The organism is Pseudomonas sp. ABa2, assembly GCF_056676075.1.
Window position 1 is genome coordinate 3,807,073 of record NZ_CM155239.1, and the last position, 13,662, is coordinate 3,820,734.

Here is a 13,662-nt window from a genome sequence, read left to right on the forward strand (position 1 = left end):
GTTCAAAGCGGCAACGCGTAAGTGCCCGTTACATGCGCCACCAACTCGTCCTCATTGCCCGCCGAATAGAGCGAGACCTCGCACACCGCCTGGCGGCGGCTCAGGCGCAGGATGCGCGCTTCGGCGAGCAGGTCCACCGGCCTGGGCTTGACCAGAAAGTTGATGTTCAGATTGGAAGTCACCGCCATTTCCACCCGCCCCAGGCGGCCCAGTACCATGGCGTACATGGCCGCATCGCCCAGGGCCATGATGGTCGGCCCGGACAGGGTGCCGCCCGGACGCACCAGTTTGGCCTGAAAGGGCACCCGCGCCAGCACGCTCTCGCCGTCCAGCCGGTCGATGTGCAGATCGATATCCTCGGCCATCGGCAGCCCCGCGCGAATCAGCGCCTGAACCTCCCCCGCAGTCAATCCCGCCACCCCGACCTCCCGCTTATCGCCGTCGTTGCGCAGGCACGCGGCCGGTCTGCCGGCGCCCCGTCCTGTACGCCACTGTACAGGCACCGTACAATGCCGCCCTATTCCAAGCCCTAGCAACCGACAGAACGGCCAAACATGCGTACCAGTCAGTTCCTGCTCTCGACCCTGAAAGAAACCCCCTCCGATGCCGTGGTGATCAGCCACCAGCTGATGCTGCGTGCCGGCATGATCCGCAAGCTGGCCTCCGGCCTGTACACCTGGCTGCCGATGGGCCTGCGCGTGCTGCGCAAGGTGGAGAAGGTGGTGCGCGAGGAAATGAACGCCGCCGGCGCCCTGGAAGTGCTGATGCCGGCCATCCAGCCGGCCGAGCTGTGGCAGGAGTCCGGCCGCTGGGTGCAGTACGGCCCCGAGCTGCTGCGCCTGAAGGATCGCCACGAGCGCGACTTCTGCGTCGGCCCGACCCACGAGGAAGTGATCACCGATCTGGCGCGCAACGAGCTGAACAGCTACAAGCAGCTGCCGATCAACATGTACCAGATCCAGACCAAGTTCCGCGACGAGATCCGCCCGCGCTTCGGTCTGATGCGCGGCCGCGAGTTCATCATGAAGGACGCCTACTCCTTCCATGCCGACCAGGCCTCGCTGCAGGAAACCTACGACCGCATGCACCAGGCCTACTGCAACGTGTTCAGCCGCCTGGGCCTGAATTTCCGCCCGGTGCAGGCCGACACCGGCTCCATCGGCGGCACCGGCTCGCATGAGTTCCACGTGCTGGCCGAGTCCGGCGAAGACGATATCGCCTTCAGCAACGTCTCCGACTACGCCGCCAATATCGAGAAGGCCGAGGCCATCCCGCGCGAGCAAGCGCGCGGCGCCGCCACCGAAGAGATGCGCCTGGTCGACACCCCCGACACCAAGACCATCGACGCCCTGGTGCAGGGCTTCGGCCTGGCCATCGAGAAGACCATCAAAACCCTGGTGGTGCACGCTGCCGAGGAAGGCAAGCTGATCGCCCTGATCGTCCGTGGCGACCACGAGCTCAACGAGATTAAGGCCGCCAACCTGGAGCAGGTCGCCAGCCCGCTGCAGATGGCCAGCGAAGCCGAGATTCGCGCCGCCATCGGTGCCGGCCCCGGCTCGCTGGGCCCGGTCAACCTGCCGATCCCCTGCATCGTCGACCGCAGCGTGGCGCTGATGAGCGATTTCGCCTCCGGTGCCAACATCGAGGACAAGCACTACTTCGGCGTCAACTGGGAGCGCGACCTGCCGCTGCCGGCAGTGGCCGACCTGCGCAACGTGGTCGCCGGCGACCCCAGTCCGGATGGCCAGGGCACCCTGGAGATCAAGCGCGGCATCGAAGTCGGGCATATCTTCCAGCTCGGCACCAAGTACAGCGAGGCGATGAACTGCCAGGTCCTGGGCGAGAACGGCAAGCCGGTCACCCTGACCATGGGCTGCTACGGCATCGGCGTATCGCGTGTGGTGGCCGCCGCCATCGAGCAGAACAACGACGAGCGCGGCATCCTCTGGAACGACGCCCTGGCGCCCTTCCACATCGCCCTGGTGCCGCTGCGCTACGAAACCGAGCAGGTCCGCGAGGCCACCGACAAGCTCTACGCCGAGCTGACCGCCGCCGGTTTCGAGGTGCTGCTGGACGACCGCGACAAAAAGACCAGCCCCGGCATCAAGTTCGCCGACATGGAGCTGATCGGCATTCCGCACCGCGTGGTAGTCAGCGACCGCGGCCTGGCCGACGGCAACCTGGAATACAAGAGCCGCGCCGAGACCGAAGCCCAGGCCGTGCCGCTGGCCGACATCCTGCCCTTCCTGCAAGCCCGTATCAGCCGCTGATCACGCCGCACCGAGACATCATGCACACGAGCAACAGCCTTCGCCTCATCGGCGCCGCCCTGTGCGGCGCCCTCTTCCTCAGCGGCTGCGCTAACCAGCTGCCGCAACGCAGCGAGCACGAGGAGCGCGTCGAACGCAAACTGCTGGATCACCAGCTGCAGATCGACGTGGGCGAGCCCAAGGTATTGGAACTGCCGCAGCGCCGGGTGCGCGTGCATGATCAGAAGAACTTCGAGGTCACCGCCTTCGAGGTCACCCGCCGCTACGACCGCTACACCCCCTACCAGCCCTGGCGCGAGCTGTACGAGGTGCCGCTGGGCGCGGTGGCGGTGGTCGCCGGGATCGGCGCCAACGTGCTCAACGTGGTGCTGCTCGGCAGCCTGCCGGACAGCGCGACGCGCGACTGGATCAGCTACGGCATGGCCGGGCTCAACCCCTTCATGAACGTCGAGTCCAACGGCCGCGCCGAGCAGAACCTGGCGAGCATCGAAGAGGTCCAGCAGGATCGCCGCATGGAATATTCCAGCCTGCCCTGGGCCGAGCGTCCGGTGCGGGTGTTGGCCGGCGAGCAGAGCTTCGAGCTGCTCACCGACCGCAGCGGCGTGCTGCGCCTGAACCTGCTGGACAGCCCCTTCACCGAACAGGATATCGGCCGCCTCGGCATGCTCCTGCTCAGCGTCGAGGACGACCGCGACGAGACCCGCGCCGAGGCCAGCCTGCTGGTCAGCCACACCCTGCGCGGCAAGCTGCGCGAGGCCCACGACCTGATCTTCGACGACCTCGAGGACGACGACGTGGCGCAGTGGGTGCACCGGGTCAAGCGCCTGTCCGACCTGGGCCTGGAAGAAGAAGCCAGCGAGCTGGAGCAGAGCCTGATCGAACTGACCCGCAACGACCCGGAACTGCAGGAAGCCTTCCTCAAGGCCCTGCTGGAAGACGCCGGCCGCCTGGCCGCCGATCCCGTGGTGAACTGAGGCGCCTGTGCCCCTGCCTCGACTGCTGCTGGCGGCGCTGCTGCTGGCCGTCAGTGCCGCCGAGGCCAACCTGCGCCAGGCGCCCGAGCCGGAACTGCGCGAACTGCTGCAACGCACGGTGAGCCAGGCCGACAGTTTCGCCGACCGCTTCGATGCCGAGGTCTGGCTGCTGGACATGTCCACCCGCCTGACCCGCTATATCCCCGACGACCAGCAGCGCCTGACGCTGTTGCGCCTGGTGCACGCCGAGGCGAGCAAGGCCGGGCTGCGTCCGGACCTGGTGATCGCCCTGATCCACGCCGAGAGCCACTTCGACCGTTTCGCCATTTCTTCGGTGGGCGCCCAGGGGCTGATGCAGGTGATGCCCTTCTGGAAGGCCGAACTGGGCCGGCCGCAGGACAACCTCACCGACAACGCCACCAACCTGCGTTACGGCTGCACCATCCTGGCCTACTACCTCAAGCGCGAGAACGGCAATCTCAGCCGCGCCCTGGCCCGCTACAACGGCAGCCTCGGCCAGCTGAAATACCCGGCCAAGGTCATGGGCTTCTGGTACGACTACTGGTACGTCAAGCCTTAGCGCGCGCCCTGCGCCTAGACCATCTGCAGGCCCTGCTTGCCTTGCGGCGGAGGAAAGGCCGCGTCGAGCAGGGCCAGATCGTCCTCGCTCAGCACCAGCGCAGCCGCCGCGGCATTGTCGCGCAGGTGCGCGGCCTCCACGGCCTTGGGAATGGCGATCACCCCGCCCTGGCGCAGGATCCAGGCCAGCGCCACCTGGGCCGGCGTGGCGGCATGCCGCGCGGCCACTTCGCTCAGCGCCGGCTCGCGTAACAGGGCGCCGGCCTGACTCAGCGGACAATAGGCCATCAGCGGCATGCCGGCGCGGCGCTGCCAGGGCAGCAGGTCGTACTCGATGCCGCGCGCCTCGAGGTTGTACAGCACCTGGTTGGTGGCGCAAGCCGCCTCGTCCAGCTCGACCAGGTCGTCCAGATCGAAGTTGGACACGCCCCAGGCGCCGATCTTGCCCTGCTCGCGCAGGTGCTCGAAGCACGCCACCGTCTCCTGCAGGGGGTGCTGGCCGCGCCAGTGCAGCAGGTACAGGTCGATGCTCTCGCAACCCAGGCGCCGCAGGCTGCGTTCGCAGGCCTGTTGCACGCCCTGGCGGCTGGCGTTGTGCGGATAGACCTTGCTGACCAGAAAGACCTGCTCGCGGCGCCCAGCGATGGCCTCGCCGACCACCTCCTCGGCGCCGCCCTCGCCGTACATTTCCGCGGTGTCGATCAGCCGCAGGCCGAGCTCGAGGCCTTCGCGCAGGGCCGCCACTTCGCGCGTCCGCTGGCGGCGATCCTCGCCCATGTGCCAGGTGCCCTGGCCGATCACCGGCACCCGGGTGCCGGCCAACTCAAGCGTACGCATCGTCACTGCTCCTCCTGTTCATGACCGCCAGGGATCATAGGTGCCAAAGCTCCACAGATGCCCTTCGATATCCAGGCAGGTGAAGCCGCGCCCACCATAGTCCTCGTCGCGCAGCTCGATGACCACCTCCACCCCGGCCGACTGAACCCGGGCATACAGGGCATCGGCGTCCTCCACCACCAGGTACAGGCACTGGGTACAACCAGCGGCCTGGTCCGGTTGGCGCATGTGCCGGCCGTGGGGCGAGTCGGCCGGCGAGCCGAGCATCAGCAGGTCGCGCCCCCGGCGCAGTTGGGCGTGGGCGATACCGCCCTGCGCGTCGGGTACCACCAGTTGCGCCTCGAAGCCAAACACCCGGCACAGCCAGTCGATTGCCGCCGGGGCATCACGGTAACGCAGGCAGGGAATCAATCGGTTACCGTCATTGCACTCTTTCATCGCACACCTCCGCATAGCCGTCGCCGCGCCATTGCAGCAGGCAGAAACCGTGGCCGAACGGGTCGCTGAGCAACGCCAGCCGGCCCCAGGCCTGTTCGCTGATCGTGCTCTCCTGACGCGCGCCGGCAGCCAGGGCCCGCGCCAGGGCGACGTCCAGGTCGTCGACGACGACATCCAGATGCAGCGGTGTCCAGTGGCGGCCATAGTCGCGCCCCGTCCTCGCCGTGGCGAAAGGCCTGCTGCCCGCCGCCTTGTGCAGCAGATAGAGCGGCACCGCGGCCCCCAGCAGCTCGACCACGCTGCCCGCGAACAACCGGCGCCCGACGCGCAGGCCGAGCGCTCGGGTATAGAAGGCCTCGGCCGCCGCCAGGTCCGGCACGTCGAGGTTCAGCAACAACTCCATGCTCAGAGCGGCTTGAGCAGCAACAGCAGCGATACCGGCTGCACGCTCTCCGGGTGCAGCGGCTCCTGCAGCCACTCCAGGCGCCAGCCGGTCTCGCCGATCAGCGTCAGCCAGGACTGCAGGGTGCGAAAGAACCAGGGCATGGGGGCCTGGAAGCCCTCGCCGAAACCGGCGAAGTCCTCCACCCGCCAGCCGTCGCGATAGGCCTCGCCGTGGCTGGCGCGCCAGGGGTGCAGGGTCTGGATCAGCAGGCTGCCGCCCGGCGCCAGCAGCCCGTGCAGGCTGTGCAGGAGCGGCTGCAGCGGCTCCTCGAGCAGGGCGAAGTTGCACACCAGCACCTCGAAACGGCCCAGCGCCTCGGCCTGGCTGTCCAGCTCGGCGTAACCGCAGACCCGGTACTGGCTGCGTCCATCGCAGGCGGCGCGGGCCGCCTCGATCAGCGGCGCCGAGGCATCCACGCCGACCGGTTCGATGCCGTGCTCGGCCAGGCCACGGCACAGCCAGCCCTCGCCGCAGCCGATATCCAGCACCCGCTTGGGCGCCAGGGCCAGCACCGCCTGGAGAATCGCCGCATCGGTGACCAGCCGCCGGCTCTCGATGCGTTGCTCGCGCACCGCGGCAGCCCAGGCATCGGCGTTGGCCTGCCAGCTCTGCTGAAGCTGTTCTCGATGATCGCGCTGCATGGCGATTTCCTGCATTTTTGCGGTGGAGTGGATTCTAGACGCTGCGCCAGCGTCTAAGCTGATATCAGGCAAACGCGGTGACCCGCCTTCTGGCGGCGCTCACCCGGGGGATTTCCGTGAGCTGACAGGCCAGGCCGGTGGATTATGGGCGCATTATGGCAATCCGATCCTCAGCAGCGCGACCTTGCGTCGGACGCTATCGCGGCGACCGAACCGACGCCGGGTCCGCCGTCGCGGCGCTGGCGCCTGCTGCCCTACCTGCTGGTGCCGCTGCTGTTGCTGCTCGCCGCCGCCCTGCTCGCCTTCGAGTTGCGCAGTGCGCACTTCCAGGCCCGCGAATTGAGCCGCTACGCCGCCAGCCTGAATTATCGCGTCGAGCCCGGGCCGAGCCCGGCCATCGTCTACCCGAGCGACGGGCCGTTCGACAAGCGCCAGGGCTACGCCTACCTGCCGCTGATGCTCGAGCGCCTGCAGCAGCGCGACTTCCTGATCAGCGAGCAGGCGCGTTTTTCCCCGGCGCTGATGGCCTATAGCCGCCGCGGCTTCTTCCCGCCGTTCGTCGAGAAGAGCCAGAGCGGCCTGAGCATCGCCGACTGCCGCGGCACGCCGTTCTACCAGTTCCGCTACCCACAGCAGGGCTATGCCGACTTCGCCGCCATCCCGCCGCTGGTGGTGGGCAGCCTGCTGTTCATCGAGAACCGTCACCTGCTCGACAGCGAGCAGCCGCTGGCCAACCCGGCGGTGGACTGGCCGCGCTTCGCCATGGCGGCGCTGTCGCAGCTGGGCAAGCTGCTCGACGTGCAGGATCAGTCCGCCGGCGGCAGCACCCTGGCCACCCAGCTGGAGAAATACCGCCACTCGCCCGACGGCCTGACCCTGTCGGCCGGGGAAAAGCTGCGGCAGATGATTTCCGCCAGCGTGCGCGCCTATCAGCAGGGCCCGCAGACCCTGGAGGCGCGGCGGAACATCGTGCGCGACTACCTCAACAGCGTGCCGCTGTCCGCCGCGCCGGGGCACGGCGAGGTGCACGGCCTGGCCGACGGCCTGCGCATCTGGTACGGCGCCGATTTCGAGCGCAGCAACGCCCTGCTCGACCCGGCCCGTACCCCCGAGGCCAGCCTGGCCGAGCGCGGTCTGGCGCTGCGCCAGGTGCTGTCGCTGATGATCGCCCAGCGCCGCCCATCCTATTACCTGGCCCAGGGCCGCAAGGAGATGGAGGCGCTGACCGACAGCCATATCCGCCTGCTGGCCGGCGGCGGGCTGATCGACGGCGCCCTGCGCGACGCCGCCCTGGCGCAGAAACTGCGCTACCGTGACTGGCAGCTGGAACCCAACCTGCGTCCGGTGGAGAGCGACAAGGGCATCAGCGTGGCCCGCTCGCGCCTGTCCAACCTGCTGGGCATGCCGCTGTACGACCTCGACCGCCTCGACCTGGCCGCCCGCAGCACCCTGCAGCGCGACCTGCAGCAGCAGGCCAGCGCCTACCTGCAGCGCCTGGCCGAGCCGGAATTCGCCGGGCAGATCGGCCTGTTCGGCGAACGCCTGCTGTCGCCGGAAAAGACCGCCGAGGTGCGCTACAGCTTCACCCTGTTCGAGCGCACCGCCACCGGCAGCCGGGTGCGGGTGCAGACCGACAGCACCGACCAGCCGTTCGACATCAACGAGGGCAGCAAGCTGGAGCTGGGCTCCACCGCCAAGCTGCGGGTGCTGGCCACCTACCTGGAGATGATCGCCGAGCTGCACCAGCGGCATGCCGGCAAGAGCGTCGAGGAGCTGCGCGCGCTGGACATAGCCCCACAGGACAACCTCAGCCGCTGGGCGATCGACTACCTGCGCGGCAACCCCGGCGCCAGTCTGCCGGCCATACTCGACGCGGCGCTGGAGCGCAAATACTCCGCCAGCCCGCACGAACGCTTCTTCACCGGCGGCGGCCTGCACACCTTCGGCAACTTCCGCCGCGAGGACAACGGCCGCATCCCGACCCTGCGCGAGTCCCTGCGCGAGTCGATCAACCTGCCGTTCATCCGCCTGATGCGCGACCTGGTGCGCTACAGCACCTACCAGAGCAGCGCCGAGCTGCTCAAGGACGACAAGGACCCGCGCCGCGAGGAATACCTGCGCAGCTTCGCCGACCGCGAGGGGCGCACCTTCCTCCTGCGCTTCTGGCGCAAGTACCAGGGCCAGGCGGAGCAGCAGCGCCTGGAAACCTTCCTCAGCGGCCTGCGGCAGACCTCGGTCCGCCTGGCCGCGGTGCACCGCTACCTGATGCCGCAGGCCGACGAGGCCACCTTCGCCGCCTTCCTGCGTGCCCAGGTGCCGCAGGAGAAACTGACCGACCAGCGCATAGCCCGCCTCTACCTGGACTACGGCCCCGGCGCCTACAGCCTGCCGGACCAGGGCTACATCGCCCGGGTGCACCCGCTGGAGCTGTGGCTGCTGGGCTTTCTCATCGAGAACCCGCAGGCCGGCTTCGGCGACGCCGTCGCCGCCAGCGTCGACGAGCGCCAGGAGGTCTACGGCTGGCTGTTCCGCAGCCGGCACAAGAGCGCCCGCGACAGCCGTATCCGCATCATGCTGGAGGTGGAGGCCTTCTCCGACATCCACCGGCGCTGGCAGAACCTCGGCTATCCCTTCGCCCATCTGGTGCCGTCACTGGCCACCGCCATCGGCAGCTCCGGCGACCGCCCGGCGGCGCTGGCCGAGCTGATGGGCATCATCCAGAACGACGGCATCCGCCAGCCGGTGCTGCGCATCGAGGAACTGCACTTCGCCGCCGCTACCCCCTACGAGACGCGCGTCGAGCGCAATACCCGCGGCGCCAAGCGGGTGATGTCCTCGGAAGTCGCCGCGGCGCTGCGCGGTGCGCTGTCGCAGGTGGTCGAGGGCGGCACCGCGCGGCGCCTGCAGGGCAGCTTCCTGCTGCAGGACGGGCGCAGCCTGACCCTCGGCGGCAAGACCGGCACCGGCGACAACCGCATCGAGAGCGTCGGCGCCGGTGGCCGGGTGCTCAGCTCGCGGGCGATGAACCGCACCGCCACCTTCGTGTTCTTCCTCGGCCCGCGCCACTACGGCACCCTCACCGCCTTCGTCCCCGGCCGCGAGGCGGAGAAATTCACCTTCACCTCGGCGCTGCCGGTGCAGGTGCTCAAGGGCATGGCGCCGATCCTCGCGCCCTACCTGGAGCCGGGCAGCGCCACCCTGTGCCAGGCGCCGCAGAGCGCGCCGCAGATCAGCTGGCGGTAACACCCGGTAACCAGCGCGAAGGCAACCGGGCGACGAACGAGCAGTCCATGGCTGCAGAGTCCGTTTAGCCTAGGACCTTTGCCTGGAGCCGCCATGTCCCCATCCTGGATCGCCCTGCTGCGCCGCCGGCGCCTGAGCCTGTTCGTCCTGGCCTGCCTGCTGGTACTGCTGCCGATCGGCTGCGCCAAGCTGGAGCAGACCGAGCGCGAGCTGGTGTTTCGCATCGAGCCGGGCACCGCGCGCTGGTTCAGCGGCCTGCCCGCCGGCATCGAGGAGGTGCAGCTGCAGTCGCCGCAGCTGACGGCCGAGGAAAGCCTGCACGCCTGGTGGTGGCCGGCCGCGCGCGCCGATGCGCCGACCCTGCTGTACCTGCACGGCTCGCGCTGGAACCTCACCGGCCAGCTGTTTCGCATCGAGCAGCTGCACGCCATGGGCTTTGCCGTGCTGGCCGTCGACTACCGCGGCTTCGGCCAGAGCCGCGGCCAGCTGCCCTCCGAGCGCAGCGTCTACCAGGACGCGCGCATCGCCTGGCAGCATCTGACCAGGCTGCAGCCGGAGCCGGCCAAACGCCTGATCTACGGCCATTCCCTCGGCGGCGCGGTGGCGATCCACCTGGCCCGCGAGCTGGCCGAGGCGGACGCAACGGCGCAGGCCGGCGGGCTGATCGTCGAATCCAGCTTCACCAACCTGGCGGATGTCGCCGCCGCGGTGACCCGCACGCGCCTGCCGGTGCACTGGCTGCTGTCGCAGGAGTTCGACTCGCTGAGCAAGATCGCCGAGGTGGGGATGCCGGTGCTGATCGCCCACGGCCGCGACGACCGTTTCATCCCCGCGCGCTTCAGCGAGGCGCTGTACGCCGCGGCGAGCGAGCCCAAGCAGCTGCTGCTGATCGATGGCGCCAACCACAACAACGGCCTGCGCATGGCCGGCAGCAGCTACCGCCAGGCCCTGCAGGCGCTGGGGCTGGGTTTGAACTAGGCGGCGGCCTGGGATTCACAGCTGTTCTTGCACAGCGCCAGCACGTCGCCCGGACGCAATCCGGATCGGAGACAGGGAGTGGCGCGCGCCTAGGCCCGATCCTTGAACTGCTGCAGGTAGAGCGCCTCGACCTTGGCCCGCGCCCAGGGCGTCTTGCGCAGGAAGGCCAGGCTCGATTTGAGGCTCGGCTCGTGCTTGAAGCAGCGGATATCGATGTGCCGGGCCAGGCTGTCCCAGCCCAGGCGCTCCACCAGGGCGCTGAGGATGGCCTGCAGGGTGAGGCCGTGGAGCGGGTCTTTCGCGGTCATGGGGCAGCCTGTGCGGGTTCGGGGAATCGGGGCCGCCACCTTAGCCAAAGGCGGCCGCCGGCGAAAGCCTGCTAACCACTCGCCGCCGGCTGCTCGCCCGGCGCGTCGGCGGCGCGCACACCCTCCTCGAGAAAGCCCAGGTTGGCCTCGCGGATCTGCTTGGCCGCCTCGTCGTAGAGAAACGGCAGGAACATGAAGCGCCGCCCGCGGGTCACCGGCAGCGCCTCGTGCAGCAGCGAACAGGCGAACACCACGGCGCCGCCCGGCGGCGCGCTGTACAGCGCCGCGCCGAACTCGGGAAAGCGCAACCAGCCGCCCTCGTACTCGCCGCTGTTGAGAAACAGCGAGACGGCGAAGCGGCGATGCGCCGTGCCCTTGGTGGTGTTGTCGCGGTGCGGGCGGAAGTGCCCCTCTTCCTCGGCGTCGTAGCAGCCGATCAGGTAGCGCTCCATGCGTGAGACCTTGAACTGGAAGGCGCGCTCGATCTGCGGCACCAGGCGCTGGTGGATGCGCTGGCGACAGGCCGCGCGCAACGTCTCGTCCTCCACCAGGCAGTCGCGCCGACTCTTGTGCGTCTGGCCGATCACCTGCACGGTCTTGCCGTCGATCTCCTGCATGTAGCCGGACGGCTCGCCGCCGCGCGCCCGGTAGTAGTCCATCAGCTCGCGGCACAGGCTCGGCTCGAAGATCCGCGGCAGCACCAGCACCGGTGCCTGGAACGCCGCGCGGCAGGGCGCGCCGATCTGCGGCAGGCTGTCCAGCACCTGTGTCAGCGCCTGCAGGTGCGCCGCCACCTCGCCGGCGAAGGGCAGCACCGCCAGCACCCGCAGCATGGGGTCGAGCACGTAGCTGACGCGCTGGTAGCGGCCGTCCTCGCGGCAGGCGCCGTACAGGCGGCTGACCTGGCGGTCGAAGTCCCAGAAGTAGCGCACCCCCGGCAGCGACTCGGCGACGCGCTGCAGGCGCGCGTCGTCGGCATCCACGGAGACGCCGAAGAAGGTCAGGTTGAGGTCGTCGAAGCGCTGGCGCTGCTCGTTCAGCCCGGCCAGCAGCGCCTGACTGGCGGGCTCGGCGGCCGAGGCGAAGAAGCACAGCAGGATGTAGCGCCCGCCGACCGTGTCGAACACGAAGCGCTGCCGGCTCTGCGTGGGACAGACGAACCAGGGCGCGGCCTCGCCGACGCCGAGTAAACCGTTGGCCATGCCCGCGCCCTCCGCGCGACTGAAGGAAAGCGGCCCCTGTCATAGGGAACTCAGGCCTAAGCATAGCCAGTCGGCGGCCGGAACGATGGCCGGGCGTCATGTTGCGCAGGCATAAAAAAGGCGGTGGTTGCCGAGGCAACCACCGCCTGTGTCGTCACTGCCAGGGGATCAGACCGACTGGTATTCCTTCTCCGCTTCGTCGAAGCGCTGCAGCATCGCCTTGCTCGGGCCGTTGCCGATGCGGCTGAAGATCAGGATCGCCAGGGTGGCGAGGATGAAGCCCGGGATGATCTCGTACAGGCCCAGACCGATCCAGTTCTTCCACACGATTACCGTGGTGGCACCGACCAGCATGCCGGCCAGGGCGCCGTTACGGGTCATGCCTTTCCACACCAGGGAGAGGATCACCACCGGGCCGAAGGCGGCGCCGAAGCCGGCCCAGGCGTAGGACACCAGGCCCAGGACGCGGTTTTCCGGGTTGGCGGCCAGCCAGATGGCGATCAGCGCCACCAGCAGCACCATGGCGCGGCCGACCCAGACCAGCTCGAGCTGGCTGGCATTCTTGCGCAGGAAGGCCTTGTAGAAGTCCTCGGTCAGGGCGCTGGAGCACACCAGCAGCTGGCAGCTCAGGGTGCTCATCACCGCAGCGAGGATGGCGGACAGCAGGATGCCTGCGATCCAGGGGTTGAACAGCAGCTTGGACAGCTCGATGAACACCCGCTCCGGGTTCTCGGCGACCGGGCCGGCCAGTTCCGGGTGGGCGGCGAAGTAGGCGATACCGAAGAAGCCGACGGCCACGGCACCGGCCAGGGTCAGGATCATCCAGGTCATGGAGATGCGGCGCGCGGCCGGAATGGCCTTCACCGACTCGGCGGCCATGAAGCGCGCCAGGATGTGCGGCTGGCCGAAGTAACCCAGGCCCCAGGCCATCAGCGAGATCACGCCGACGAAGGTGGCGCCCTTGAGCATGTCGAAGTTGGTGGCGTCGTTCAGCTCGATGGCGGCGAAGGTCGCATCGGCGCCGCCGGTGGCGATCAGCACCACGATCGGGGTGAGGATCAGGGCGAAGATCATCAGCGTGGCCTGCACGGTGTCGGTCCAGCTCACCGCGAGGAAGCCGCCGATGAAGGTGTAGGCGATGGTGGCGGCGGCGCCGGCCCACAGTGCGGTCTCGTAGCTCATGCCGAAGGTGCTCTCGAACAGACGGGCACCGGCGACCACGCCGGAGGCGCAGTAGATGGTGAAGAACACCAGGATCACCACGGCGGAGAAGATACGCAGGATGCGGCTGTTGTCTTCGAAGCGGTTGGTGAAGTAGTCCGGCAGGGTCAGGGCGTTGCCGTTGTGCTCGGTCTGCACGCGCAGACGGCCGGCGACGAACAGCCAGTTGAGGTAGGCACCGATGACCAGGCCGATGGCAATCCAGCTTTCCGAGATACCGGCGATGAAGATGGCGCCCGGCAGGCCCATCAGCAGCCAGCCGCTCATGTCGGAGGCACCGGCGGACAGCGCGGTAACGAAACTGCCGAGGCTGCGGCCGCCGAGGATGTAGTCGGAAAGGTTCTTGGTGCGCAGATAGGCGACCAGGCCGATCAGCACCATGGCTGCGATGTACACCACGAAGGTGACGAGCATTGGAGTACTAGCTGTCATTGGGGGGCTCCCCTCTCGTTTGTTGTTATCGGGCATCGGCGACCGCCCATGCCCTGATTGGCAAAACGCACCCGCTCGTGGCGAGTGCCGGGCT

General features: G+C 68.6%; 13 protein-coding genes. 5 read left to right on the forward strand and 8 right to left on the reverse strand.

Going from position 1 to position 13,662, the window contains the following annotated elements; genetic code table 11:
• Positions 1 to 2: 2 nt before the first annotated feature.
• On the reverse strand, positions 3 to 410 hold the full coding sequence (locus AC1G9C_RS18550) for a PaaI family thioesterase (RefSeq protein WP_031303460.1): 408 nt from the start codon (positions 408 to 410) through the stop codon (positions 3 to 5).
• Between the two features lie 144 nt (positions 411 to 554).
• On the opposite strand from AC1G9C_RS18550, the gene AC1G9C_RS18555 reads away from it, so the two are divergent.
• The 3 genes from AC1G9C_RS18555 to AC1G9C_RS18565 are packed head-to-tail and all read left to right on the forward strand — an operon-like array spanning position 555 to position 3,824.
• Complete coding sequence (locus tag AC1G9C_RS18555) at positions 555 to 2,270, forward strand: proline--tRNA ligase (protein ID WP_021445051.1); 1,716 nt, start codon at positions 555 to 557, stop codon at positions 2,268 to 2,270.
• 20 nt (positions 2,271 to 2,290) lie between these two features.
• Positions 2,291 to 3,244, forward strand: coding sequence for a hypothetical protein (locus AC1G9C_RS18560; protein ID WP_021445052.1), 954 nt, complete (start codon positions 2,291 to 2,293; stop codon positions 3,242 to 3,244).
• 7 nt (positions 3,245 to 3,251) lie between these two features.
• Complete coding sequence (locus AC1G9C_RS18565; protein WP_021445053.1) at positions 3,252 to 3,824, forward strand: lytic transglycosylase domain-containing protein; 573 nt, start codon at positions 3,252 to 3,254, stop codon at positions 3,822 to 3,824.
• 14 nt (positions 3,825 to 3,838) lie between these two features.
• Here the strand turns inward: AC1G9C_RS18565 and AC1G9C_RS18570 are convergent, their stop codons facing one another.
• The 4 genes from AC1G9C_RS18570 to AC1G9C_RS18585 are packed head-to-tail and all read right to left on the reverse strand — an operon-like array spanning position 3,839 to position 6,184.
• A complete protein-coding gene (locus AC1G9C_RS18570; RefSeq protein WP_480408437.1) occupies positions 3,839 to 4,660 on the reverse strand; it encodes an aldo/keto reductase in 822 nt (273 codons plus the stop codon).
• An 18-nt stretch (positions 4,661 to 4,678) separates the two neighbouring features.
• Entirely contained in the window at positions 4,679 to 5,098 is a 420-nt protein-coding gene (locus tag AC1G9C_RS18575) for a VOC family protein (protein WP_480408438.1), read from the reverse strand.
• Complete coding sequence (locus AC1G9C_RS18580; protein ID WP_457789481.1) at positions 5,082 to 5,501, reverse strand: VOC family protein; 420 nt, start codon at positions 5,499 to 5,501, stop codon at positions 5,082 to 5,084. The genes AC1G9C_RS18575 and AC1G9C_RS18580 overlap by 17 nt, the downstream gene beginning before the upstream one ends.
• Before the next feature lie 2 nt (positions 5,502 to 5,503).
• Positions 5,504 to 6,184: a class I SAM-dependent methyltransferase gene (locus AC1G9C_RS18585; protein ID WP_031303464.1), complete on the reverse strand. Its 681-nt coding sequence runs from the start codon at positions 6,182 to 6,184 to the stop codon at positions 5,504 to 5,506.
• Positions 6,185 to 6,328: 144 nt separating this feature from the next.
• On the opposite strand from AC1G9C_RS18585, the gene AC1G9C_RS18590 reads away from it, so the two are divergent.
• Both AC1G9C_RS18590 and AC1G9C_RS18595 read left to right on the forward strand, forming a co-directional pair.
• Positions 6,329 to 9,427 carry a transglycosylase domain-containing protein gene (locus AC1G9C_RS18590; protein ID WP_480408439.1) on the forward strand — a complete coding sequence of 1,033 codons (3,099 nt, stop codon included), beginning with the start codon at positions 6,329 to 6,331 and terminating at the stop codon, positions 9,425 to 9,427.
• A 93-nt stretch (positions 9,428 to 9,520) separates the two neighbouring features.
• A complete protein-coding gene (locus tag AC1G9C_RS18595) occupies positions 9,521 to 10,405 on the forward strand; it encodes an alpha/beta hydrolase (RefSeq protein ID WP_480408440.1) in 885 nt (294 codons plus the stop codon).
• 89 nt (positions 10,406 to 10,494) lie between these two features.
• On the opposite strand, the gene AC1G9C_RS18600 is transcribed toward AC1G9C_RS18595, so the two are convergent.
• The 3 genes from AC1G9C_RS18600 to putP all read right to left on the reverse strand — a co-directional run bounded on the left by AC1G9C_RS18600 (position 10,495) and on the right by putP (position 13,568).
• Positions 10,495 to 10,713 carry a VF530 family protein gene (locus AC1G9C_RS18600; RefSeq protein WP_480408441.1) on the reverse strand — a complete coding sequence of 73 codons (219 nt, stop codon included), beginning with the start codon at positions 10,711 to 10,713 and terminating at the stop codon, positions 10,495 to 10,497.
• Between the two features lie 71 nt (positions 10,714 to 10,784).
• Positions 10,785 to 11,915, reverse strand: coding sequence for a redoxin domain-containing protein (locus AC1G9C_RS18605; protein ID WP_480408442.1), 1,131 nt, complete (start codon positions 11,913 to 11,915; stop codon positions 10,785 to 10,787).
• Between the two features lie 168 nt (positions 11,916 to 12,083).
• The gene (gene putP / locus AC1G9C_RS18610) at positions 12,084 to 13,568 is read right to left on the reverse strand and encodes a sodium/proline symporter PutP (RefSeq protein WP_480408443.1); all 1,485 of its coding nucleotides are present in this window, start codon (positions 13,566 to 13,568) and stop codon (positions 12,084 to 12,086) included.
• Positions 13,569 to 13,662 lie beyond the last annotated feature (94 nt).

Coding starts and splice junctions, on each gene's coding strand:
- AC1G9C_RS18575 (WP_480408438.1), bottom strand. CDS start 5,098: ATGAAAGAGTGCAATGACGGTAACCGATTGATTCCCTGCCTGCGTTAC.
- AC1G9C_RS18605 (WP_480408442.1), bottom strand. CDS start 11,915: ATGGCCAACGGTTTACTCGGCGTCGGCGAGGCCGCGCCCTGGTTCGTC.
- AC1G9C_RS18590 (WP_480408439.1), top strand. CDS start 6,329: ATGGGCGCATTATGGCAATCCGATCCTCAGCAGCGCGACCTTGCGTCG.
- AC1G9C_RS18570 (WP_480408437.1), bottom strand. CDS start 4,660: ATGCGTACGCTTGAGTTGGCCGGCACCCGGGTGCCGGTGATCGGCCAG.
- AC1G9C_RS18580 (WP_457789481.1), bottom strand. CDS start 5,501: ATGGAGTTGTTGCTGAACCTCGACGTGCCGGACCTGGCGGCGGCCGAG.
- putP (WP_480408443.1), bottom strand. CDS start 13,568: ATGACAGCTAGTACTCCAATGCTCGTCACCTTCGTGGTGTACATCGCA.
- AC1G9C_RS18585 (WP_031303464.1), bottom strand. CDS start 6,184: ATGCAGCGCGATCATCGAGAACAGCTTCAGCAGAGCTGGCAGGCCAAC.
- AC1G9C_RS18595 (WP_480408440.1), top strand. CDS start 9,521: ATGTCCCCATCCTGGATCGCCCTGCTGCGCCGCCGGCGCCTGAGCCTG.
- AC1G9C_RS18555 (WP_021445051.1), top strand. CDS start 555: ATGCGTACCAGTCAGTTCCTGCTCTCGACCCTGAAAGAAACCCCCTCC.
- AC1G9C_RS18600 (WP_480408441.1), bottom strand. CDS start 10,713: ATGACCGCGAAAGACCCGCTCCACGGCCTCACCCTGCAGGCCATCCTC.
- AC1G9C_RS18560 (WP_021445052.1), top strand. CDS start 2,291: ATGCACACGAGCAACAGCCTTCGCCTCATCGGCGCCGCCCTGTGCGGC.